Source organism: Cupriavidus sp. GW822-FHT03E04 (assembly GCF_058801495.1).
Genome location: NZ_JBXANI010000014.1, coordinates 211143 through 233671, shown reverse-complemented (window position 1 = coordinate 233671; position 22529 = coordinate 211143). Strand labels below are relative to the sequence as shown.

The 22529-nt window shown below is 67.7% G+C and carries 17 protein-coding genes and 3 pseudogenes; 12 read left to right on the top strand and 8 right to left on the bottom strand.

Annotation, left to right across the window (positions count from 1 at the left end; translation table 11 throughout):
* Positions 1–2 precede the first annotated feature (2 nt).
* The 3 genes from AC1RQC_RS21985 to AC1RQC_RS21975 are packed head-to-tail and all read left to right on the top strand — an operon-like array spanning position 3 to position 3342.
* Positions 3–848: a F0F1 ATP synthase subunit B family protein gene (locus tag AC1RQC_RS21985; protein ID WP_492884630.1), complete on the top strand. Its 846-nt coding sequence runs from the start codon at positions 3–5 to the stop codon at positions 846–848.
* Positions 845–2449, top strand: a complete 1605-nt coding sequence (locus AC1RQC_RS21980; RefSeq protein WP_492884628.1) for an alternate F1F0 ATPase, F1 subunit alpha — start codon at positions 845–847, stop codon at positions 2447–2449. The genes AC1RQC_RS21985 and AC1RQC_RS21980 overlap by 4 nt, the downstream gene beginning before the upstream one ends.
* Positions 2446–3342: a F0F1 ATP synthase subunit gamma gene (locus AC1RQC_RS21975; RefSeq protein ID WP_492884626.1), complete on the top strand. Its 897-nt coding sequence runs from the start codon at positions 2446–2448 to the stop codon at positions 3340–3342. Before AC1RQC_RS21980 ends, AC1RQC_RS21975 begins: the two co-directional genes overlap by 4 nt.
* Positions 3343–3391: 49 nt before the next feature.
* Here AC1RQC_RS21975 and AC1RQC_RS21970 read toward each other — a convergent pair whose 3' ends face one another.
* The 3 genes and pseudogenes from AC1RQC_RS21970 to AC1RQC_RS21960 form a co-directional block, all read right to left on the bottom strand.
* Complete coding sequence (locus tag AC1RQC_RS21970) at positions 3392–4207, bottom strand: efflux transporter outer membrane subunit (protein WP_492884624.1); 816 nt, start codon at positions 4205–4207, stop codon at positions 3392–3394.
* 38 nt (positions 4208–4245) lie between these two features.
* Positions 4246–4932, bottom strand: a pseudogene (locus AC1RQC_RS21965) (ABC transporter ATP-binding protein); the annotation flags it as partial.
* A 2-nt stretch (positions 4933–4934) separates the two neighbouring features.
* Positions 4935–5300: pseudogene (locus AC1RQC_RS21960) on the bottom strand (FtsX-like permease family protein); the annotation flags it as partial.
* Between the two features lie 376 nt (positions 5301–5676).
* On the opposite strand from AC1RQC_RS21960, the gene AC1RQC_RS21955 reads away from it, so the two are divergent.
* The 3 genes and pseudogenes from AC1RQC_RS21955 (at position 5677) to AC1RQC_RS21945 (ending at position 7812) form a co-directional block, all read left to right on the top strand.
* A complete protein-coding gene (locus AC1RQC_RS21955) occupies positions 5677–5880 on the top strand; it encodes a YgaP family membrane protein (protein ID WP_492376567.1) in 204 nt (67 codons plus the stop codon).
* Between the two features lie 15 nt (positions 5881–5895).
* A pseudogene (locus tag AC1RQC_RS21950) lies at positions 5896–6028 on the top strand (SDR family oxidoreductase); the annotation flags it as partial.
* Positions 6029–6036: 8 nt separating this feature from the next.
* Complete coding sequence (locus AC1RQC_RS21945; protein ID WP_492884622.1) at positions 6037–7812, top strand: PHA/PHB synthase family protein; 1776 nt, start codon at positions 6037–6039, stop codon at positions 7810–7812.
* 320 nt (positions 7813–8132) lie between these two features.
* Here the strand turns inward: AC1RQC_RS21945 and AC1RQC_RS21940 are convergent, their stop codons facing one another.
* On the bottom strand, positions 8133–8555 hold the full coding sequence (locus AC1RQC_RS21940) for an Hsp20/alpha crystallin family protein (RefSeq protein ID WP_043346129.1): 423 nt from the start codon (positions 8553–8555) through the stop codon (positions 8133–8135).
* 379 nt (positions 8556–8934) lie between these two features.
* Between AC1RQC_RS21940 and AC1RQC_RS21935 the strand changes: the two genes are divergently transcribed.
* The gene (locus AC1RQC_RS21935; protein ID WP_492884620.1) at positions 8935–11664 is read left to right on the top strand and encodes a bifunctional acetate--CoA ligase family protein/GNAT family N-acetyltransferase; all 2730 of its coding nucleotides are present in this window, start codon (positions 8935–8937) and stop codon (positions 11662–11664) included.
* A 101-nt stretch (positions 11665–11765) separates the two neighbouring features.
* Here the strand turns inward: AC1RQC_RS21935 and AC1RQC_RS21930 are convergent, their stop codons facing one another.
* From AC1RQC_RS21930 to AC1RQC_RS21915, 4 genes are all read right to left on the bottom strand, one after another.
* Positions 11766–12428, bottom strand: a complete 663-nt coding sequence (locus AC1RQC_RS21930) for a phosphoribosyltransferase (protein ID WP_492375055.1) — start codon at positions 12426–12428, stop codon at positions 11766–11768.
* Positions 12429–12549: 121 nt separating this feature from the next.
* Positions 12550–13053, bottom strand: coding sequence for a BCAM0308 family protein (locus tag AC1RQC_RS21925; protein WP_492810301.1), 504 nt, complete (start codon positions 13051–13053; stop codon positions 12550–12552).
* An 83-nt stretch (positions 13054–13136) separates the two neighbouring features.
* Positions 13137–13517, bottom strand: a complete 381-nt coding sequence (locus tag AC1RQC_RS21920) for a TraR/DksA family transcriptional regulator (RefSeq protein WP_492375057.1) — start codon at positions 13515–13517, stop codon at positions 13137–13139.
* A 276-nt stretch (positions 13518–13793) separates the two neighbouring features.
* A complete protein-coding gene (locus tag AC1RQC_RS21915) occupies positions 13794–14624 on the bottom strand; it encodes a universal stress protein (protein ID WP_492375058.1) in 831 nt (276 codons plus the stop codon).
* 197 nt (positions 14625–14821) lie between these two features.
* Here AC1RQC_RS21915 and AC1RQC_RS21910 point away from each other — a divergent pair, with 197 nt between their 5' ends.
* The 5 genes from AC1RQC_RS21910 (at position 14822) to AC1RQC_RS21890 (ending at position 22518) form a co-directional block, all read left to right on the top strand.
* Complete coding sequence (locus AC1RQC_RS21910) at positions 14822–15829, top strand: zinc-dependent alcohol dehydrogenase family protein (protein WP_492810345.1); 1008 nt, start codon at positions 14822–14824, stop codon at positions 15827–15829.
* Between the two features lie 226 nt (positions 15830–16055).
* A complete protein-coding gene (locus AC1RQC_RS21905; protein ID WP_492375059.1) occupies positions 16056–17042 on the top strand; it encodes an HlyD family secretion protein in 987 nt (328 codons plus the stop codon).
* Positions 17043–17046: 4 nt separating this feature from the next.
* Complete coding sequence (rbbA, locus tag AC1RQC_RS21900; RefSeq protein ID WP_492884618.1) at positions 17047–19827, top strand: ribosome-associated ATPase/putative transporter RbbA; 2781 nt, start codon at positions 17047–17049, stop codon at positions 19825–19827.
* A 15-nt stretch (positions 19828–19842) separates the two neighbouring features.
* Positions 19843–20970, top strand: coding sequence for an ABC transporter permease (locus tag AC1RQC_RS21895; RefSeq protein ID WP_492884616.1), 1128 nt, complete (start codon positions 19843–19845; stop codon positions 20968–20970).
* 6 nt (positions 20971–20976) lie between these two features.
* Positions 20977–22518 (top strand): efflux transporter outer membrane subunit, encoded by a 1542-nt coding sequence (locus AC1RQC_RS21890; protein ID WP_492884614.1) that lies wholly within the window; start codon positions 20977–20979, stop codon positions 22516–22518.
* The last annotated feature ends 11 nt before the right edge of the window (positions 22519–22529 follow it).

Here is a 22529-nt window from a genome sequence, read left to right as displayed (position 1 = left end):
CCATGCTGATCGACTGGTTCACCGTGGGCGCGCAGGCGCTCAACTTCGTCATCCTCGTCTGGCTGCTGAAGCGCTTTCTTTACCAGCCAGTGCTTGACGCCATCGACGCCCGCGAAGGCAGGATCGCCAGGCAGATCGCCGACGCCAGCGCCAGGGAGGCCGAGGCGTGCAAGCAAGGCGAGGCGTTCCAGCAGAAGACCGATGCGTTCGAGCGCGAGCGCGCTGCGCTGCTGGCACAGGCGGCTGGCGATGCCGAGACGCAGCGCCGGCAGTGGCTGGAAGCCGCGCGCCAGGCTGCGGACGCGCTTGCCGCAAAACGGCAGGACGCGCTGCGCAGCGAAGCCGGGCAACTGACGCAGGCGCTTGGCGACCTGGCGCGGCGCGAGGTGTTTGCCATCGCGCGCCGGGCGCTCGCGGACCTGGCCTCGGCGAGCCTGGAAGAACGCGTGGCCGACGTCTTCATCCGCCGTCTGCGTGCGCTCGACGAGCCGGCGAGAGCCAGTCTTGCGGCCGCGTTCGGGCAGCCGGCGGCGCACGCGGTGGTGCGCGGTGCGTTCGCGCTGCCTGCCGCACAGCGCGCCGCCATCCAGGCGGCGGTGGATGACATCCTGGGCACTGCCATCCCCTTGCAGTTCGACACGGCTCCGGAACTGGTGAGCGGCATCGAACTCATCGTCGGCGGCCAGAAGCTGGCGTGGAGCATCGATGGCTATCTCGGCTCGCTGGAGCATGCCGTGAGCGAGCTGCTGAGCCCGGAGAACGCGGCGATGCATGCCGGGCCCGAGCCGGAATCCGTGCCGCAGCCCGCGCCGAAGCCAGTGCCAAAGCCCGAGGCCAGCCAGCCATGACCGTCGCGCTTACCCCGCCGCAAACCGCCATCGAACGGGCGTTCGCCGCCATGGGCGAGGCGCGCAGCCGGTTCGTGCCGGCACTGGCGGCGCAGGAGGTGGGTACGATCGTCAGCGTGGCCACGGGCGTCGCGCAAGTCCGCGGCCTGCCTGGCATCGGCTATGACGAGCTGGTGCGCTTTCCCGGCGACGTGTACGGCATTGCGTTCAATGTCGATGAAGACGAGGTCGGCGTGGTGCTGCTCGACGACTACTGGCGGCTGCGGGCCGGCGACCAGGTCGAGCGCACGGGCCGCGTGATGGACGTGGCCGTGGGCAAGACGCTGCTCGGGCGCGTGATCGATCCGCTCGGCCGCCCGCTCGATGGCCTCGGGCCGCTCGCGGCCAGCGCGCGGTTGCCGATCGAGCGCCCGGCCGCGCCTATCATGGAGCGCGCGGCGGTCACGGTGCCGCTGCAGACCGGCGTGAAAGTCATCGATGCGCTGATTCCCATCGGGCGAGGCCAGCGCGAGCTGATCCTGGGGGACCGCCAGACCGGCAAGACCGCCATTGCCATCGATACCATCCTGAACCAGCGCGGCCAGGACGTCGTGTGCGTGTATTGCGCCATCGGCCAGCGCGCCTCGGCCGTCGCCAAGGCGGTGGCGACCCTGCGCGCCAAGGGAGCGATGGACTATACCGTCGTGGTCGTCACCGAAGGCAACCAGCCACCGGGGCTGGCCTATATCGCACCGTATGCCGCCACCAGCATCGCCGAGCACTTCATGGAGGCCGGGCGGGACGTGCTGATCGTCTACGACGACCTCACCCAGCACGCCCGCGCCTACCGCGAGCTTTCGCTGCTGCTGCGCCGCCCGCCCGGCCGCGAGGCTTTCCCGGGGGACATCTTTTATATCCATTCGCGGCTGCTGGAGCGGGCCACGCACCTCGCCGCCGAGCGCGGTGGCGGCTCCATTACCGCGCTGCCGATCATCGAGACCGAGGCGCAAGACATGTCGGCTTACATCCCGACCAACCTGATCTCGATCACCGACGGCCAGGTCTATCTGTCGCCTACGCTGTTCGCGCTTGGCGTGCTGCCCGCGGTGGATGTCGGCAAGTCGGTGTCGCGCGTGGGCGGCAAGGCGCAGCGGGGCAGCTTTCGCGCGGTGGCCGGCGATCTCAAGCTCGCCTACGCGCAGTTCGAGGAACTCGAGACGTTTTCTCGTTTCGGCGCCAGGCTCGATGATGACAGCCGCCAGTCCATCGCGCACGGCCAGCGCATTCGCGCCTGCCTGATGCAGCCCGAATCGGACCCGGTCCCGGTGCCTACGCAGATCGCCATCCTGAGCGCGCTGACCGCGCGGCTGTTCGATGCCGTGCCGCTGGACCGGATGCAGGACGCGCAGCTAGCAGTGCGCGCCGCGGCGGCGAGCATCCCACCGGCGATAACCGCCCGCTTCGAGGCCGCGGGCAAGCCGGACGAGGCGGATGGCCAGGCAGTGACCGCGCTCGTCCGCGCCGCCCTTGCGCAGTTCCAGGCCGGTGCCGATACCGGTACCAATAGCGGGGCCGGGCTCGAAGCGCAGGCACGCTCTCCGGCAGAGGGGTGGAGGCAATGAGCGACTCGGCCGCCACGCTGCGGCACCAGATCGGCAGCGCCACGGATCTGCAAGCCGTTGTTCGCACCATGCGCGCGCTGGCCGCCTCCAGCATCAGCCAGTACGAACAGTCCGTGCTGGCGCTGGGCGACTACCGCCGCGCGGTGAGCCTTGGTCTTTGGGCATGCCTGCGCACGCTGGCGCCCGCCGGTCTAACGCCGGGGCAAAGCAAGCCTGCCTCAACGGGAGCGGTCGGCGCCATCGTGTTCGGCTCCGACCAGGGGCTGGTGGGCCAGTTCAACGAGGTGATCGTCGACCATGCGCTCAAAACGCTCCTGGCCATGCCCGGAAAGCGAGAGGTCTGGGCCGTCGGCGAGCGGGTGCGGGCTCGCCTGGCCAGCGCCGGCGTGAGCGTGGCCGGCACCTATGCGGTGCCCGGCTCGGTCGAGGCCATTGCCCCGCTGGTCGACCGGCTGCAGCTCGATACGGAAACACACCCGAGCCAGGCCGCGCAGCCTCGGATCTACGTCTTCTACAATCAGCCAAGGCCGGGCGCCCTCTTCCAGCCCGTGGAGCAGCGCCTGTTGCCGCTTGACGCGCAATGGCTGGCCGGGTTGCTGGCACAGCGCTGGCCAACGCCGAATCCGCCGGAAGTGATCGGGGGCGGCACTGCCACGATGCGCGCGCTGATCCGCGAGCACCTTTTTATCTCGCTGTTCAGCGCCTGCGCCGAATCGCTGGCGAGCGAGAACGCCAGCCGCCTGGCTGCGATGGAGCGGGCCGACAAGAACATCGACGAACTGCTCGCCAGCCTTCGCGGCCGGTTTCACAGCGAGCGGCAAAGCGCGATCGACGAGGAACTGTTCGATGTGGTGGCTGGCTACGAGGCGCTGTCGGAGGCTGACATTGGCTGAATGGCGCCATCACGAAACGGTAGTCCTGAGCGCCTGCCCTGCCTGGACACTAGGCGCTGGCGTCCCAGCCCCCGCCCAGCGCCAGGAACAAGGCCACGGTGTCCTGCAGCCGCTGGGTCCTGGCTTGCAGGTAGCCGATATCGGCTTGGTGAAACTGTGCATCCGCCACCAGCACCTGCAAGTAGCCGGCGGTGCCGGCCTGGAAGTTGGCCTGGACCTCCTGCAAGGCCTCATGGGTGAGATCCCGCGCATGCCGCGTGGCCTCGACCAGCTCACCATCGTGGTCCAGGGCGCGCAATGCGTCTGCCACCTGTCCAAATGCAGCCAGCACCACCTGACGGTAGCCGGCCTGCGCCGCGTCCATCTGCGCCAGGGCGGCTTGCTGCCGGTAGTACAGTTCGCCGCCATGGAACAGCGGCGCTGTGAGGCCCGCCCCCAGGCTCCAGACTGCGCTGCCGCCGCCAAACAGCGTCCCGGTCTGCAAGCTCTCGCGGCCATAGCCAGCACTCAGGGTAATGGCGGGAAACATGGCGGCGGTGGCCACGCCCACCTCGGCGCTGGCGACGTGGAGCTGCGCTTCGGCCAGCAGCACATCGGGACGGCGCCGGACCAGTTCCGCCGGCAGCAGCCGGGGAATGTCCGCCGGCAAGCGCAGGGTCTCCAGCGTCACGGCAACCGGTTCGCCCTCGGCAGGGTAATGGCCAGACAGGGTCGCCTCCAGATGATCGGCCTGCTCCAGCTTTTGCCGCAACGGCGGCAGCGTCGCCTCCAGCGCGGCAAGCTGCACCGCCAGGCTCAGTTCGCTGGCGTGTGCTGTCGTGCCGGCCCGCACCTGCGCGCGCGTGATCTCCACCTGCTCGCGCACCAGGGCCGCCAGCTCGGTGGTGGACTGGATCTGTGCTCTCCCCGCTCGATGCCCTTGAGCTTGCCATCTTCCATATCGAGGATGCGGGTGGCCATGTCGAAGATGCGGGCATCGTGGGTGACGATCACGATGCAGCGCTTGTCGTTGAGGATATGCACCTTGACGAACTCCATGATGGCGTGGCCGGTGTCGCCGTCCAGCGAGGCCGTGGGCTCGTCGAGAATCAGGATGTCGGGCTGGCTGACAATGGCACGGGCGATGGCGACGCGCTGCTGCTCGCCGCCGCTGAGCTTGATCGGCGGCAACTGGGCGCGGTTGGCAAGCCCGACGATCTCCAGGTAGCGCTTGGCTTCGTTCAGCGCATCGTTCCAGTCGCGGCCTTTGAGAATCAGCGGGATCGCCACGTTTTCCAGCGTGGTCAGGCGCCCAAACAGGTGGAAGTCCTGGAACACGAAGCCGATCCTGGCGAGGCGGAAAGCCGCCAGCGCATCGTTGTCCATCTGCCAGATACTGGTGCCGTCGATCACCACCTCGCCACCGTCCGGGCGCAGGATGCCGGAGATCACGCTCAGCAGCGTGGTCTTGCCACTGCCGGATGGGCCTACGATAAACAGGATCTCGCCGAAGTACGCCTCGAAGGTGACCTGCCTGAGCGCATTGGTCCGGGCCTCGCCTTCGCCAAACCATTTGTCCAGCGCCTTTGCGGCAATGGCAACGCGCGGCATGCTTACCCCCGGAAGATATCGAAGGGTTCGATGCGCAGCACCTTGCGCACTCCGATATAACCGGACACCGCAGCGATCACGATCACCATCACCAGCGCGAGGCCCAGGTTATAGAACGTGATCATGGCGGCGTAGTCGGGGATACGCAGCCGCGCCAGGCTGATCAGGATGGCGCACAGCCCAATGCCCAGGCCGTACGCGGTGAAAGCCGCCTGGAACACGATCATCGCCACCAGTTCGTGCCCCTTGGCGCCGATGGCCTTGAGTGCGCCGAACTTCTCCAGGTTCTCGAGGATAAAGGTGTAGAACGTCTGCCCGGAGATCGACAGCCCGACGATAAAGCTGATCACGGTCATCAGCAGGATGTGATCCCGACCAGCAATCCGGTGAACTTGGCCCGGTCGTTGACCAGCAGCTTGTACGCGAGTTTGAGGATACCGGGCACCATGTTCTTGCTTTCTTGGCCGTGTGCTGCGCAGGGGCATCAAGGCACGCTGGTGCCGTGTACTCAGTCTAGTGTCGGGCGCCTGGTGGCCTTTGACGCAGATCAATCTCGCCTGCGGCGCGGCCGGTGACACCGGAGTTGCGTGCAATCCAGCACTAGTACTAGTACGCGTCAAAGTTGCCATAGATCAAGGCCACCGGCAGCCATCCGGCTATATTGGGCTCGTGCAGCCGCCGGATCGCGAAACGAACCCGGCAACGCCGCACCTGCATTTAACGGGCTATCGAAAGGAGGACGCTGTGCAAACCAATATCGGTGCGGTTGACCGCACGCTCAGGATCGTTGTCGGCCTGGCCCTGATCGGCCTTGCCGTCACCGGCACGATCGGCGTGTGGGGATGGATCGGCGTGATCCCGGTCCTGACAGGGCTCGTCCGCATCTGTCCCCTCTACAGCCTGCTCGGCGTCAAGACCTGCCCGGCCTCAGGCGGAAACCCCGACTGATCCTGCCGGCCTGCGCCGGTGGCCCCTGTCGGCAGGCTTGGGGCGCCCGGAAGTGGTCGCGGCGCCGGTTACCTTCCTGTGCTCCGATGACGCAGCACTTGTCACCGGCGCCAATATCGCCATCCATGGCGGGCAGCACATGCAATGAACGCACCAATGCCAACCCGTGAACCTGCCGCTGCACCCGAGGCGGAATGCGGCTGCGCTCCCATCGAGGCTGTACCGGACCAGCTCGACGAGCAAGTGCGCTCTACGCTGGCCTGCGCGACGCAAGGCATGTCGCTTGCCTCGTTCTGGCTTGCCGGACTGGACTGGGCGTTGCACCTGGCCATCTCCCCTGGCAAGGTCGATACATCCCTGGGAGCGTGGATGAGCGCAATGATTGCCGCGACCGGCGGTATGTTGCCTGGTCCGGCCACTGCGCAACCAGCGCCCGGCGCGACGGCGCCGCCGTCCGACCTGCGTTTCGCCGACCCCGCCTGGTCGCAGTGGCCTTTCCGCTTCTGGCGCGATGCCTTTCACAACAACGAGGCGCTATGGGCGTCGCTGACGCATGGGCTGCGTGGCGTATCCCCGCACCATGAGCGGATCGTGTCGTTCTGCGCGCGGCAGATGCTCGATACCGGCTCGCCCGGCAATGCCTGGTGGCTGAATCCCGTGGTGCTGCAGGCCACGGCTGCCAGTGCCGGCGGCAATTTCCTCAACGGGGCCCAGCACTGGCTGCACGATATGCAGGACGTGGTGGCGGACCTGTCGCGCGACCCGAAGCTGCGTCGCCCGCCCACCTTCAAGGTAGGACGGGATGTCGCCGTTACGCCCGGCAAGGTGGTGTTCCGCAATGCCCTGATCGAGCTGATCCAGTACGCGCCAGCCAGCGCCGAGGTATGGCGGGAGCCAGTGCTGATCGTGCCCTCCTGGATCATGAAGTACTACATCCTGGACTTGCAGCCGCGTGACTCGATGGTGCGCTTCCTGGTCGAGCAAGGCCACACGGTCTTCATGATCTCGTGGAAGAACCCGGGTGCCGATGCGCGCGACCTCGGGCTTGACGATTACCTGCGCCTCGGCGTGCGGGCCGCCTTGCACGCGGTGCAGGAGCGCTACCCCGATACGCGCATCCACGCCGCCGGCTATTGCCTGGGCGGCACGCTGCTGTCGATCTGCGCAGCGGCGCTTAGCCGCGACGACAGTGGCTTGCCCCTGCAAAGCCTGACCTTGTTCGCCAGCGAAACGGACTTCACCGAGCCAGGAGAACTCGGCCTGTTCATCGACAGCAGCGCCTTGTCCACGCTGGACGCGATGATGCGCCAGCAAGGTTACCTGGACGGTCCCCAGATGGCAGCCGCTTTCCAGATGCTGCATTCGCGCGACCTGGTCTGGTCCCGCATGATGAGCGAGTACCTGCTCGGCAAGCGGCTGCGCCCGAACGACCTGGTGTCGTGGAACCGGGACGTCACCCGCCTGCCCTTTCGCATGCATTCGGAGTGCCTGCACAAGCTGTTCCTCAACAACGACCTGGCGGAAGGACGCTATTGCGTGGATGGCCGCCCCGTCGCCCTGTCGGACATCGGCATGCCGATCTTCGCGGTCGGCACGGAGCATGACCATGTCTCGCCCTGGCGCTCGGTCTACAAGCTGCATTTGCTGACGTCGGCGCCGTTGACGTTCCTGCTGACCTCGGGCGGCCACAATGCCGGCATCGTGGCCGACCCTTCGCATCCCGGCCGCCGATACCGGGTGGAAACGCGCGCGGCGCAGGCAACCTATGGCAGCCCCGAACGCTACCTCTCGACTGCGCAACGGCATAAGGGATCCTGGTGGCCCTGCTGGCAGGGCTGGCTGGCGTCGCACTCCACTGGACGGGTCCCCGCGCGCGACGCGGCGCACGGCGCGCTCGCCGACGCCCCCGGGAGCTACGTGCTGGAGGGCTAGGAATAAGCGTGCCTCCCGGCTTGAGCACACGCAACGCGGCCTCAAAGGTCCCTTGCATGCCCGGTGCCTCAATGTGGCCGCGTCGACGCCCCGTTCACCGGTCAGCCTCAGGATCCCGCAGCAACTCTCGCTCGATCCATTGCCGCGGGGGGCGCTCGCAGCCGGCTCGACATGCGCCACAAAGTGCCGTGGATGCGCAGTCGGGATCCACGCCGAGCGCGACCAGCACGGTCCGGTGGTCCATGATGTGCTCTGTGCATCGGCTGCATCGGCTGCGTTGGCTGTATTAACGCCCGTGGGCGGCCCCGGAAAACACCATGTCAGCGGATCGTCACACGCTGTTGCGGCGAGGCTTCTTTCTTGGGCAGTACCACCCGAAGGACACCGTTCTCGTAGCTGGCATCCACCTTGCTTTCGTCCACGGAGCTGTCCAGGGTAAAGGCGCGTTGCATCGAGCCACTGTAGCGCTCACGCCGGATCACACGTTCGCCTTCCTTCTGCTCGGAAGACTTTTCCACCTTGGCCGAGATCATCACCGTGCCGCGATCGACGGACACCTCGATATCTTCCTTCCTGGCGCCGGGAATCTCGGCGACCACGTTGTAGGCCTTGTCAGACTCGGTCACATCGACCTTGAACGCGAATCCTCCTTCATAGTTGCCGCGAAACGCGCGCAACATGCCTTGCAGCATGTCCCCAACCGGTTCGATCGACAGCGGATCGTGAATCCTGAGATTGCTCATTGTCGCCTCCTTGGAGTGAAGGGCCCGCATGAGGAGCGGACCGCCACTTCATGGTGGCACAGCGCGCCTGCCGCATCTTGTCCCAGATCAAGCGCGGTGTTGCCCGGCAGAGAGAGATCGTGGGGGGGCCGGGGGCTGGCCCGCAGCGCCAGGTGCCAGGTAGTAGAGGCTTTGGAAATCCCGGTCCATTGATACCTCTGCTGCCCGATCGGCAGCATCCTTGTCCTGCATCAAGACCGATGCCCCCAAGCTGAACAATGCTGGCATATTGGCGTCCACGCGATGGCGCATCCGGCCTGACGCGCAGCCCGCCTTGCAGCCCGCCTCGCAGCCGGATACGGAACTGGCGCCCCCTCCCACCCCGACGACCCCGAGCACGATGAGTATTCGTAACCTGGAACATCTGTTTCATCCGCGCTCGGTCGCGGTGATCGGCGCGTCCGCACGACCGCACAGCGTAGGGGCCACCGTGTTTGCCAACCTCCGTGCCAGCGGCTTCGCCGGCCCGGTGTATGCGGTGAACCCAAAGTACCGTGCGCTGGAAGGTCGGCCTTGCTATCGCTGCGTCGCCGCGCTGCCCGATGCGCCCGAACTGGCAGTGATCTGCACGCCGCCCGATACGGTGCCGGGCCTGATTGCCGAACTGGGCGAACGTGGCACCCTGGCCGCCGTGGTCCTTACCGCGGGCATGGCGCGAGCGGATGGCGCGGGCGGGCAAACCCAGCAGGATGCAATGCTTGGCGCCGCCAGGCCATATCTGCTGCGCATCCTTGGTCCCAACTGCGTGGGGCTGCTCGTGCCAGGCCTGGGGTTGAACGCCAGCTTTGCGCACGCGCCCCCCCTGCCCGGCAAGCTGGCCTTCGTCTCGCAGTCCGGCGCCCTGACCACGGCGGTGCTGGACTGGGCAAGATCGCGCCAAATCGGCTTTTCTCACTTCGTCTCGCTCGGGGACAGCGCCGACGTCGACGTGGCGGACGTGCTCGACTATCTCGGCAGCGACCCGGGCACCCAGGCGATCCTGCTCTATGTGGAAGCGGTCAGGTCCGGGCGCAAGTTCATGTCCGCCGCGCGCGCGGCTGCCCGCAACAAGCCAGTGCTGATCATCAAGGCCGGCCGGGTGCCAGAAGGCGCGAAAGCGGCAACCTCGCATACCGGTGCCCTGGCAGGCGCCGACGATATCTACGACGCGGCGATCCGCCGGGCCGGCATGTTGCGCGTGGGCACCACCGAAGAGATGTTCGACGCAGTGGAAACGCTCGCTCGCGCGCGAGCGCTCGCCGGCGATCGACTGGCGATCATGACCAACGGCGGCGGCGCTGGCGTGATGGCCACCGATGCCTTGATTCTTGGCGGCGGCCATCTGGCCACCCTGGGAGACGCCACGCTGAAGCTGCTGGACGCGGCCTTGCCACCCACCTGGTCGCACGGGAACCCCGTCGACATCGTTGGGGACGCTCCCGTCGAACGTTACGTCGACACCTTGAAGCGACTTGCGGCGGACCCCGGCAGCGATGCGATCCTGATGATCCACGCGCCCACGGCGATCGTGCCAAGCAGCGACATCGCCATTGCCCTCACCAGCGCCATCACGCCAACTGCGCCGGCCACACCGTCGACGGTATCGCGCCCCGTCTTCACAAGCTGGCTCGGCGGCGACTCGGTGACCCGCGCCCGCCAGATCTGCCGGCATGCGGGCCTTCCCACCTACGACACGCCGGAACAGGCCGTGCGCGGCTTCCTGCAGACCGTGGCCTACCGCCACAACCAGGAACTGCTGATGGAGACGCCGCCATCGGTTCCGGCCGGCGCCGAGCCCGACAGCGAACGTGCGCGACAGTGCATCCGCGACGCGCTCACCACCGGCCGTTCGATGCTGACTGAGCCCGAAGCCCGCACGGTCCTGACCGCCTATGGCATCCCTGTGGTGGAGACCCGGACCGCTGCCAACATCGATGCCGCCGTCGCCGCTGCCGAAGGCGTCGGCTTTCCGGTTGTCGCCAAGATTCTGTCGCGGGACATTACGCACAAGTCCGATGTCGGTGGCGTGGCGCTGGACCTGCAGTCTGCCGGCCAGGTGCGGCAGGCCCTGGAGCAAATGGAAGCCCGCATTCGCAGCGAACGGCCCGGGGCGCGCCTGGATGGCTTCACGGTCCAGCGCATGATCAGCCGGCCGGGTGCTTTCGAATTGATCCTGGGCGCGACCACCGATCCGGTGTTTGGCCCTGTGGTGCTGTTTGGACACGGGGGTACCGCCGCCGAGTGCATCGCCGACCGTGCCATCGCCCTGCCGCCGCTGAATGTCAACCTGGCAAGGGATCTTGTCGCCCGCACGCGCGTTGCGAAGCTGCTTGCAGGCTATCGGGACCAGCCGCCGATCTGCCATGACGCCCTATACCAGGTCCTGATCCGGCTGTCGCAACTGCTATGCGACCTGCCGGAAATCACCGAACTCGATATCAATCCGCTGCTGGCCGACGGCGCGGGCGTGCTGGCCCTGGACACGCGCATCGGCGTGGCGGCGGCTACGCAGCCAGGCGCCGCCCGCCTTGCCATCCGGCCCTATCCCAAGGAACTGGAGGAGACCGTGGCGTGGCACGGCGCACCGTTGCTATTGCGCCCGGTGCATCCCGAAGACGAGCCCGCCTACCAGGCCTTCTTTGCCGCCATGACCCCGGATGACATCCGCATGCGCTTCTTCTGCATGATCCGCCAGCCGCCGCACAGCCAGCTCGCACGCATGACCCAGATCGATTACGCCCGTGAGATGGCATTCGTCGCCGTCGGCGCGGCAATCGGCGAGCAGCCGGCCATCCTGGGCGAAGTGCGGGCCGTAGCCGACCCCGACAACCTGCGCGCTGAGTTCGCCGTGGCGGTGCGCTCCGATTGCAAGCGCCAGGGCATCGGCAGCCTGCTGCTGGGCAAGATGGTGGCCTACTGCCGCGCACGCGGCACGCGGGAGCTGGTCGGGACCACGCTGGCAACCAACAGGGCGATGCTCAGGCTCGCCGAAAGCAGCGGTATCCACGTTCTGCGCACTGGCCAGCCTGCCAGCGACGGCGTGGAACTCCGCCTCTTGCTGACGGGGTCGAACTCAGGCAATGGGCCATGACATTGCGCTAGCCGCCCGCCTTTCCCTAACTGGCCAGGCTGCCAGAGGCTGGCAGCAGCCGGAAAAGACCAAAAGCACCGCCTCCAGAACGCCCACCCCTACTACCGTCCCGCCAAACGCCCCACCCCGTGCTGCCCCGGATCGCCCTCCAGGCAAGCCACCACTTCCTCATCCTCAACCTGCGGAAACTCCCGATAATGCTCACCGACAGCGGAAAAATTGGCCGGCGATCGCAGGCAGACCACCTCGTCCGCGTAACGCCGCACCTCGGCGAGCGAAGCCGGCGCGGCCACGGGCACAGCGCATACCAGCCGGGCAGGATGCTGCTGCCGCACGGCATGCAATGCGGCAATCATGGTGGCGCCCGTGGCAAGCCCATCGTCCACCACGATCACCGTGCGCCCGTCCAGCGCACGCGCGGCGCGCCCCGGCGTGTATTGCTTGCGGCGGCGGCGCAGCAATGCAAGCTGTTCGTTGCGCTCCTGGTTGAGATAGCTGGAGTCGGCGCCAACTCGTGCCGCGTAGGGCGTCACGTAGACCCAGCCGCTTTCATCGACCGCGCCGACCGCCATCTCGCGGTCGAATGGCGCCCCTAGCTTCCTGACCAGGACCACGTCCAGTTCGCCGCCGAGCCGGTCGGCGAGTATCTTGCCCATCGGCACGCCACCCCGTGGAATGGCCAGCACAAGGGGATGGGCGTCGCCGTACCCGGAGAGCGCTTCGGCTAGCCGCTCGGCGGCCTCGTTCCTGTCCTGGAAAGTCATGACATCACCTTTTGCCGGTGAGGGACCAGCTAGCTGGCTAGCCGGCTAGCGACTTCCATCGACGCCGTAAGGCGAGGTGTCTGTCAGACTGGACGGCCCCCAATGCGCGCCATGACGGTCCTCAAGCGCGGTGCCAATGAACATAGAGGGTCTCGTCGGCGTCGGGATAGTCGATTTCCAGCTTGCCACGATACGCATGATGCACGGCAGAGCCGATATCGCGTGCCAGGTGAAAGCCCGTGGTCGTGATGGTGATGCGATCCTCCTGAGTCTGCGTCGCCATGATGCGCTCCATCGGATGACTCTCTCTCATCAGGGCTTCGCGGTGCCGCACCAGCCCGAGAATCTCATCCCGGTGCTCCCGCTGGAACGCCCCATCCAGCGTCAACTGCGCCGCGGGCACATGGTCGGCGATGCGGTGGCAGGCCGGGCACATCAGCGCCTTGGCGCCGGGCGGCACGGCCCGCCATTGCCAACGTCCTTTCAGGAGGACCGCGTGGCAAGCGGGACAGGAAGCGATGGCGGGCGCCTGCTCCGGCTGCTTGTAGGCATCGTGGATGGGATCCTGGGGAAGCCGGTCCCAACGGGCCGGCCTGACCTGGCTCGAACGCTCACGGACTTTCATGTCTGGCTCCTGAAATCGAATCGGGCAGCGCCCACGCGGCCTGCCTGCAGTATTGCGGACTCACCTGGCGAGCCCGCCCATGCTCATCGCATACCGCTCGGCGCCCCGAACATGTGCTCGTGCTTGCGCTGGCACGGGGTGCAGCGTTTGGCCGTGGGATACGCTTGCAGGCGCGGATAAGGAATGGGCTCGCCGCAGTCCACGCACACGCCGTAGCTGAGCCTGGCGATCCGCTTGCGCGCCACCGCTATGTCGGCCAGTTCCATGCGGTAGTGTTCGGCCACGGCATCGTCCATGCGCTCCTCGGTGCCATGCTCAGCGAGATCCGCGTCGTCGCTCGCTTCGCGCTCGGCGGACACAGTACGGGAAACGGCTGCGGCGTCCATCTGGCCACGGATTCTCTGCTCTCTGCTGTCCAGCAAGGCGACGAGGCTGGAGAGCTGCTCTTTCGTTAAATCGGACATCGTCGACTCCCGGGCGCGGCAAGGTGGATCCACATCCATGATGCGATGACATCGGGCAGGCCGCTTGCGCCAGATCAAGTGATGGGCCGCCGGCACGAAGTGCCTGCGGCGTGGCGCGCTGAACCCTCGTTCCGCTTCAAGCTTCAATATAGGTGGGTGGTTGCCGGTTAGCATGATCTGCGTCAATCTCACTTCCGGCCATGCGCGGAGCCGGCCGCAGCCATGGTGCGCGCGGGCGCGGATATCGCGCCCGCGCCATGCCGGCAGTTGATGTGACTAGTGTGACATCAGGACGGGCACCGTCATGGTGTCCAGCAAAGCCCTGGTGACGCCACCCAGTACCAACTCGCGCAGGCGGCCGCGCCCGTAGGCGCCCATCACCACCAGATCGGCGCCAAAATCCGCCGCGCGCGAGAGCAAGGTTTCCCCGATGGCGATGTCCGATCCTTCCTGGCAGTGTTCAAACTCTGCCTGGACGCCATGGCTTGCCAACGCGGCCATGGCATGGCCCGGCAGGCTCGCATCGGGCCGCGCGCCGGTACCTTGCGCGCAAAGCACCTTGGCCTGCCCGCCGCAGATCAAGGGCATGGCGTCGTGCAAGGCGCGCGTGGCCTCGCGTCCGCCGTTCCAAGCCACCATGACACGTGCGCCGGGGACAGCGAACTGGCCTGCGAATGGAATGACAAGAACCGGCCTGCCACCGTCGAGGATGAGGGTTTCCAGGAACTGGGTCGCGACAAAGCTGTCTGGGTCGGCCGGATCGTATTGCCCGGCAACCACAAGGTCGGCCTCGCGCACTTCGCGCAGCGCCATCATCAACGGATCGCCATCCACTGCCCGCCACTCGGTTTCGATCCCCAGGTCCTGCGTTGCCGCCAGGAAGCGCCGGTGCACCGCCTCGCGCGCCTCACTGCGCCGCTGGCGGTCCTCGTTGATATAGGTCGCGGCACCCTCCATCAGGTAAAACCAGGCGACATCCGGCATAAAGCCGGCAAACAGCCCGATCAGCCGGGCATGGCGTGCCACGGCGAGCCGGGCAGCGATTTCAAGCCGGTCCAGCGCGCGTGGGCTGGTGTCCAGGTGGACCATGATGCTGGCGTATTCCATAACATTCCTGTGCGGTTTAGGTTTGGGTTTGGGAGCCTGAATCCAGTCTAGGAAGCGTTTGGACGTGGCTATTGACTCAGGTCAAGCCGATACCTTCTGCACAGGGGCTGGCGCCTCGCGTACGCCATGGATACGGATCAAGCGGCAACCGTCAGCGTGACCTAGGCTAAATGCTGGGCACCGCCGAGGACGTCACCATGCACGAGACGATGCGCGCCATGATTTTCGACGGCACCGGGCCGGCCTTGCGCCTGGCGCGCGTCCCCGTGCCAGACCCCGGCCCAGGCGAAGTGCGTATCGCGGTGAGCACCTGCGGCGTCTGCCGCACCGACCTGCACATTGTCGACGGCGAACTCGCGCACCCGAAAGCCGCCCTCATTCCCGGACACGAAATCGTTGGCAGGGTCGAGTCCTGTGGCGCAGGCGTGACGGGCCTTGCCCCGGGCGACCGGGTCGGCGTGCCGTGGCTCGGGCAGACCTGCGGGCACTGCGGCTATTGCGCGGCGCGTCGCGAAAACCTGTGCGATACGCCGCAGTTCACCGGCTATACGCGCGACGGCGGCTACGCCGAGTACGTAGTGGCCGACAGCCGCTTTTGCTTCCCCATCCCGGAGCACTACGACGACGAGCATGCGGCGCCCTTGCTGTGTGCGGGCCTGATTGGCTACCGCACGCTGCGCATGGCGGGGGACGCCCGCAAGGTCCGGTCTATCGGCATTTACGGATTTGGCGCCGCGGCCCACCTGGTGACGCAGATCGCCGTCGCCCAGCAGCGCGAGATCTTTGCCTTCACGCGCCCCGGCGACACCGCCGCCTGCCAGTTCGCGCGTGACACCGGGGCGTGCTGGGCCGGTCCAAGCGACCAGCCCGCACCGCAGCCGCTCGATGCCGCGCTGATCTTCGCGCCGGTGGGTGCGCTGGTGCCGATGGCGCTGCAAGCCGTCGCCAAGGGCGGCACCGTGGTTTGCGGTGGCATCCACATGAGCGATATTCCGGCCTTCCCCTATCGCCTGCTCTGGGAGGAGCGGTCGATCGTGTCGGTGGCCAACCTCACGCGCGACGACGGGCTGGAACTGATGCGGATCGCCCAGGCCACGCCGCTGCGCACCACCACCACGGTCTATCCGCTGGAGCAGGCCAATGCCGCGCTGGCCGACCTGCGCGCGGGCCGCCTGGCCGGCGCGGCGGTACTGCGCATCGCTTAATCGCCTAATTAGAACTCCCCCTCCAAAAAGTGCCCCCTTCGGCACCAACTTGCGCTAGATCAAGTCCACGCCCCACCCCGCCGGATAGCATTGGACCCTACGCCGTCGCCCCGCGGATCAAGGTCTGTCTTTGTCGTCTCCCCTTCCCCCCTTTGCCCGACACCCTGAACCCCCTGGCGCGCCCGGCGGCATTCCATCATTCAGCGCACAGGTGCACAGGTAGCCGATGAAACTCAAACCAGGCTGGGGTATAGCGGTATTGTTCGTTGCTGGCGCCATTGGAGCCGCCGTGTGGTGGCTTGGCAGCCAGCGCGACCCGTGGCCGGCGGATGTGGCCCACAGCAATGGGCGCATGGAGATCGGCCGCCTGGACGTGGCGGTGAAGTATCCGGGCCGCGTCATCGATCTGCCGGTTCGCGAGGGCGATGCCCTGGCTGCGGGCGCCGTGGTGGCCCGGCAGGATGACGCCGAATTATTGACTCAACTCAGCCTTGCCACCGCAGCCCGCGAGCGTGCCGTGCAGGCGGCGTCGCGCGCGCAGGCGGAGATCGAGGGGCGCGCGAGCCGCCAGCGGTTGGCGCGGCTGGAGTTGACCGAGGCGGTCAAGCTCTACCAGGACCGCCAGATTTCTGCCGTCGAGCGCGATCGCCGGCAGCTTGGCCTGGATGGCGAGAGCGCGGGCGTGACCGGCGCGCGCGCCGCGCTTGGCGAGGCTAACGCGGCGATCGCGGAGGCCGATGCCCAGATTGCCCGCCTGAAGATCCTGCAGGATGAGGCAACCATCCGTGCCCCGGTGGCCGGGCGTGTGGAGTATCGCGTGATCGAGGTCGGCACGGTGCTGCCGGCGGGCGGCCGCGTGGCGTCGCTGCTGAACCTGGCCGATATGTATTTCACGGTGTTCCTGCCCGCGGGTGCTGCCGGCAAGCTGGCTATCGGCGACGAGGCGCGCATCGTGCTGGACGCAATGAAGGACGAACCGATCCCGGCCCGCGTCAGCTTTGTGGCCAGCGAGGCGCAGTTCACCCCCAAGTATGTCGAGACCGATGCCGAGCGGGCCAAGCTGATGTATCGCGTCAAGCTGCAGCTGGCGCCCGAGGTTGCCCAGCGCTACGCGGCCAAACTGAAGGCCGGCATGACGGGCGATGGCTTTGTGCGCCTGGATGCCAGGCAGCCCTGGCCCGCCGCGCTGACGCTGCCCCCGCAGCCGGCCTGACGCCATGCCGAGTCCGCACCCCGACGGTGCCGCGGCCATCCGGATCGATGGCTTGTCGCACCGCTACGGCGCCAGCGTGGCCCTGGACAATGTGTCGCTCACGCTGCCCGGCAATGCCACCATCGGCCTGATCGGCCCCGATGGCGTCGGTAAATCGACGCTGCTCGGCGTGATTGCAGGCGTCAAGCGTATCCAACAGGGCCATGCCACCGTGCTGGGCGCGGACTTGCGTGACCGGCAAGCGCGCGAGGCGCTGTTGCCGCGCGTGGCGTTCATGCCGCAGGGGCTGGGACGCAACCTGTACCCGACGCTGTCGGTCTACGAGAACGTGGACTTCTTTGCCCGGCTGTTCGGCCTGGGCGGCACGCAGCGGCGCCAGCGCATCGAGCGCCTGCTCGCGGCCACCGGCCTGGCGCCTTTCCCGGACCGTCCGGCGGGCAAGCTCTCGGGCGGCATGAAGCAGAAGCTGGGCCTGTGCTGCGCGCTGGTCCACAACCCGGACCTTCTGATTCTCGACGAGCCCACCACGGGGGTGGACCCGCTGTCGCGGCGGCAGTTCTGGACCCTGGTGGAGGACCTGCGCGCCGAGCACAGCAATATGACGGTGATCGTCGCCACCGCGTATATCGAGGAGGCGCAGCGCTTCGAGCATCTGGTGGCCATGGATGCAGGCAAGGTGCTGGTGTGCGACCGTACCGCCGATGTGCTGGCGCGCGCGGGCACCGGCGACCTGGAGCAGGCCTATATCTCGCTGCTGCCGGCGGCCCGGCGCGGCGATGCCACGGGACTGGTGATCCCGCCCCGCCCGCCGGATGGCGACGAACCCGCCATCGAGGCCGAGGGGCTGACGCGGCGCTTCGGTGCCTTTACCGCCGTGGACAATGTGAGCTTTCGCATCGAGCGCAGCGAGATCTTCGGCTTTCTCGGCTCCAATGGCTGCGGCAAGACCACCACCATGAAGATGCTGACCGGGCTGCTGGATGCCACCAGCGGCACCGCGCGCCTGCTCGGCCAGACCATCGACGCCGGCGATATGCGTACCCGCATGCGGGTGGGCTATATGTCGCAGGCGTTCTCGCTGTACGAGGAACTGACGGTACGGCAGAACCTGGACCTGCATGCCAGGCTCTACCGGATGGAGGGCGAGCGCGCGCAAAAGGCGGTCGGGCAGGCCCTGCTCGATTTCGAGCTGGACCAGCATGCCGATGCGCGGCCCGCCGCCCTGTCGCTCGGCATCCGCCAGCGCCTGCAGCTGGCTGCGGCCTGCCTGCACCATCCGGAAGTGCTGATCCTCGACGAGCCCACCTCCGGCGTGGACCCCGGCGCGCGCGACATGTTCTGGCGCCATCTGGTCCAGCTGTCGCGCCGGCAGCGCGTCACGATCTTCGTTTCCACGCACTTCATGAACGAGGCGGCGCGCTGCGACCGCATCTCCTTCATGCACCGCGGCCGCGTGCTGGCGGTGGGCAGCCCGGACGCGCTGCGGCAAAGCTGCGGCGCGCGGACGCTGGAGGATGCGTTCGTCAGCTACCTGGAGCAGGCGGAAACCCCGGAGAACGGCGCAGCCGCCGCGGTCGCCGCCGCTTCGGCTGCGGCGGCCGCGCCCGCGCAACCCGCGCCGCCCCCCGCGCCGGTCGGCAGGCCAGCCGCGCATGCCGGCGGCTCGCGGCTGGCGCGGACCTGGGCGTTCGCCAGGCGCGAGGCCATGGAGCTGGCGCGCGACCGGCTCCGGCTGGCATTCGCCATCCTTGGCCCGATCGTGCTGCTGTGCGCCGCGGCGTGGAGCGTGTCCTTCGATGTGGAGAACGTGCGCTTCGCCGTGCTGGACCGCGACCAGAGCCATGCCAGCCGCGAGCTGGTGGAGCAGTTCTCCGGCTCGCGCTACTTTGTGCAGACCGATGGCGTGCACAGCGAGGCGGACGCGGACCGGCGCCTGCGCGCCGCGGCCGATATGCTGATCGTCGAGCTGCCGCCCGGCTTCGAGCGCGACCTGCTGGCCGGGCGCCAGCCGGAGCTCGCATTCCGCGTCGACGGGTCCAGCCCGTTCCCGGGCGCCACCACGCGCGCCTATGTGAGTGGCGTGCTGCTGGCCTACGCCAATGCGCAGATGCGCGCGCAGCCGGAGCGCCCGGCCGCGCTGCCGGTGTCGATCGAGACCCGCTTTATCTACAACCAGGAGTTCCGCAGCATCTACGCGATCACGCCGGGCATCATCATGCTGGCGCTGATCCTGATCCCGACCATGCTGACCGCGCTCGGCGTGGTGCGGGAGAAGGAGATGGGGTCGATCACCAACCTCTACGCCTCCCCGGCCAGCGTGGGCGAGTACCTGATCGGCAAGCAACTGCCCTACGTGGGGCTGGCGATGATCAGCTACCTGACCCTGGTGGCGCTGGCCATCGTGCTGCTGCAGGTGCCGCTCAAGGGATCCTTCCTCGCCTTGTCGATCGGCGCCGTGCTGTTCGTGCTGGCGGCCACCGCGCTCGGGCTGCTGATGTCGACCTTCGTGCGTTCGCAGGTGGCGGCCATCTTCGGCACCGCGATCCTGTGCCTGATTCCGTCGGTCAACTTCTCCGGCCTGCTGTATCCGGTGTCGACGCTGACGGGCAGCAGCTACTGGATCGGCCTGGGTTTTCCGTCGTCGTGGTTCCAGCTGGTCAGCCTTGGCAGTTTTACCAAGGGGCTTGGCGTGGGCAGCTTCGGCACCATGTACCTGGCCTTGCTGGGTTTCGCGCTGCTGTACCTGGCGGGCGCGCGTCTGCTTCTGCGCAAGCAGGAAGCGTAGCCGGGAGATGCCGCGATGAATCAATGGTGCAAGAACGTGGCCAGGCTGTGCGGCAAGGAGTTGCGCAGCCTGTTCAGCGATGTGACGCTGATGGCACTGATCGTCTTTGCCTTTACGCTGGCCGTGCATTCGGTCGCCAAGGGCATCAAGGCCGAGGTGTCGAATGCATCGGTGGCCATCGTGGATGCCGACCACTCCGAGCTCTCGCGCCGCCTGCGCGATGCGATCCGGCCGCCGTATTTCAAGACGCCGGTGGATGTGGACCGGCACGCCGTCGATGCGGAGCTGGACCGGGGGCGCTACATCTTCGCCATCGAGATCCCGCCGCGCTTCGAAGCCGACGTGCTGGCGGGAAGAACGCCGGCGGTGCAGGTGCTGGTCGATGCCACCGCGATGACCCAGGCGGGCCTGGGGGCCAGCTACCTGCAGCAGATCTTCACGCATGAGGCGCTTGAGTTCCTGCACGCGCGGGGCATCGAGGCGCAGCTGCCCGTGCGTGCGCAGAGCACGGTGCTGTTCAATCCCAATACGGAGTCGCACTGGTTCACGTCGACCATGCAGATCGTGGTGAATATCACGGTGCTGGCCATCATCCTGGTAGGCGCGGCGGTGATCCGCGAGCGCGAGCACGGCACCATCGAGCACTTGCTGGTGATGCCGGTGCGCGCCAGCGAGATCGCGGTGGCGAAGATCCTGGCCAATGGCGCGGTGATCTTCCTGGCGTCCCTGCTGTCGCTGTGGCTGGTGGTGCATCTGTGGCTGGATGTGCCGCTGACCGGTTCGATGGGGCTCTTTGCGCTGAGCACCGCGCTCTACCTGTTCTCGGTGACGGCGCTCGGCATGTGGCTGGCGACCATCGCGCCGGCGATGCCGCAGTTTGGTTTGCTGGCGGTGCCGACCTATGCCGTTGCCTACCTGCTGTCCGGCGCCGCCACGCCGGTGCAGAGCATGCCGCAGGCCATGCAGCACGCGGTGCAGTTCCTGCCGACCACCCAGTTCGTCACGCTCACGCAGGCCATCCTGTTCCGCGGCGCGGGCGTGGATGTGGTGTGGCCGCAGTTGCTCGGCGTCACAGCCGCGGGCGGGATCTTCCTGGCCCTGGCGCTGACACGGTTCCGCTCCATGCTGGCGCAGCAAGGATAGACCGCCATGCCTGACCACACTTACCACGCTTACCACGCTTACCACCCTTACCACGCCCGCCTTTCCTCCAGCCCGCCCACCCAACGGATTTCCGCCTTGAGTACCTATCCACGACGCGGCATCCTCGCCGGCCTCATTGCAGGCATCGCAAGCATCGCCGCGGCCGGCCTGGCCGGCTGCACCACGGTCGACGTCGCCGTGCCCGACAGTATCGCGGCGCCGGCCGCGTTCAGCGAAGCCCCCGCCGAGGGCACGCCGGCCGCGGCGCAGGACCTGGCGCAGTGGTGGCAGAACTGGAACGACCCGCAACTGACGCAGCGCGTGACCGAGGCGCTGGCGGCCAATCTCGATCTGCGCGTGGCCCAGGCGCGCGTGGCGGAGGCACGCGCGATCGGGCAGGTTGCGGATTCGGCGCTCTACCCGACGCTGTCGGCGCAGGCGCGCGCGGCGCGCGGCGTGGCCGACTTGCGCAGCCCCCCGGGCCTGCCGGATACCTCGCCCGGCCTGGACGGCCATCTTGCCGGACTGACCGTGGCCTGGGAGGTCGACGTCTTCGGCGCCCGCCGCAGCGACGCGCAAGCCGCAGCGGCCGTTGCCCTCAGCGCGCAAGAGCGCCTGCGCGGCACGCGCCTGGTGATCACCGCCGACGTGGCCGAGAACTACCTGGCGGCGCGCGGCCTGCAGCGCCGCCTGCAGCAACTGGACCGGAGCACGGAGATCGTCGCTCAGTTGCTGAGCTATACCCGCGCGCGCTATGCGGCCGGACAGGCGCTGTCCTACGATGTCGACCGCGTGAGCGAACAGCTTGGCGCGTTGCAGGCGCAGCGCCCGGTGCTGACGAGCCAGATCTCGATGCGGGAACGCCGCCTTGCGGTGCTCGCCGGCCAGGTGCCGCAGGCCGCGGCGGCGCTTTCGCCGCCGCCCGCGTACTTCGTGCCGTCGCCGCCCGCCGGGCAGGTGCCGTCGGACGTGATCGAGCGGCGCCCGGATGTGCGCGCCATGGCCGCGCTGGTACGCGCGCAGGCTGCCAGGCTCGGCAGCGCCAAGGCGGAACGGTTTCCCCGGTTTTACCTGACGTTCCTCGGCCAGGACGGGCGCCTGCACGTGGACGGGCTGCCGGCGCTGAGCGGCACCGGCGGGCTGGTGGGCGTTGGCGTGCAGTTGCCGATCTTCACCGCGGGCCGCGTCCAGGCCGGCATCGATGCTGGCGACGCCCGCCTGCAGGCCGCGCAGGCCGAATACAACCAGACGGTACTGCGCACGCTGGAGGAAGTGGATAACGCCTACAGCCAGCGCAGCAGCCTGGACCAGCGCGGCGCCCGGCTGGCCGACGTGGTCGCCACCGCGCAGCGCAACAGCCAGAACGCCACGCGCCTCTACGAAGGCGGACAGCGCACGCTGCAGGATGTGCTGGACGCGCGCGTCGGCGCGCTGCAGCGGGCGGACGAACTGATCCAGACGCAAACGGCGCAGGCGCTGGCCGCCGTGCAGCTGTATCGGGCGCTCGGCGGAGAATGGCCGGGCGATCCGGAGTCAGCCCGGCATTGAGCTTGATGCAT

Coding starts and splice junctions, on each gene's coding strand:
- AC1RQC_RS21980 (WP_492884628.1), top strand. CDS start 845: ATGACCGTCGCGCTTACCCCGCCGCAAACCGCCATCGAACGGGCGTTC.
- AC1RQC_RS21895 (WP_492884616.1), top strand. CDS start 19,843: ATGAATCAATGGTGCAAGAACGTGGCCAGGCTGTGCGGCAAGGAGTTG.
- AC1RQC_RS21940 (WP_043346129.1), bottom strand. CDS start 8,555: ATGAGCAATCTCAGGATTCACGATCCGCTGTCGATCGAACCGGTTGGG.
- AC1RQC_RS21905 (WP_492375059.1), top strand. CDS start 16,056: ATGAAACTCAAACCAGGCTGGGGTATAGCGGTATTGTTCGTTGCTGGC.
- AC1RQC_RS21920 (WP_492375057.1), bottom strand. CDS start 13,517: ATGTCCGATTTAACGAAAGAGCAGCTCTCCAGCCTCGTCGCCTTGCTG.
- AC1RQC_RS21975 (WP_492884626.1), top strand. CDS start 2,446: ATGAGCGACTCGGCCGCCACGCTGCGGCACCAGATCGGCAGCGCCACG.
- AC1RQC_RS21890 (WP_492884614.1), top strand. CDS start 20,977: ATGCCTGACCACACTTACCACGCTTACCACGCTTACCACCCTTACCAC.
- AC1RQC_RS21985 (WP_492884630.1), top strand. CDS start 3: ATGCTGATCGACTGGTTCACCGTGGGCGCGCAGGCGCTCAACTTCGTC.
- AC1RQC_RS21930 (WP_492375055.1), bottom strand. CDS start 12,428: ATGACTTTCCAGGACAGGAACGAGGCCGCCGAGCGGCTAGCCGAAGCG.
- AC1RQC_RS21925 (WP_492810301.1), bottom strand. CDS start 13,053: ATGAAAGTCCGTGAGCGTTCGAGCCAGGTCAGGCCGGCCCGTTGGGAC.
- AC1RQC_RS21915 (WP_492375058.1), bottom strand. CDS start 14,624: ATGGAATACGCCAGCATCATGGTCCACCTGGACACCAGCCCACGCGCG.
- rbbA (WP_492884618.1), top strand. CDS start 17,047: ATGCCGAGTCCGCACCCCGACGGTGCCGCGGCCATCCGGATCGATGGC.
- AC1RQC_RS21945 (WP_492884622.1), top strand. CDS start 6,037: ATGCCAACCCGTGAACCTGCCGCTGCACCCGAGGCGGAATGCGGCTGC.
- AC1RQC_RS21910 (WP_492810345.1), top strand. CDS start 14,822: ATGCACGAGACGATGCGCGCCATGATTTTCGACGGCACCGGGCCGGCC.
- AC1RQC_RS21935 (WP_492884620.1), top strand. CDS start 8,935: ATGAGTATTCGTAACCTGGAACATCTGTTTCATCCGCGCTCGGTCGCG.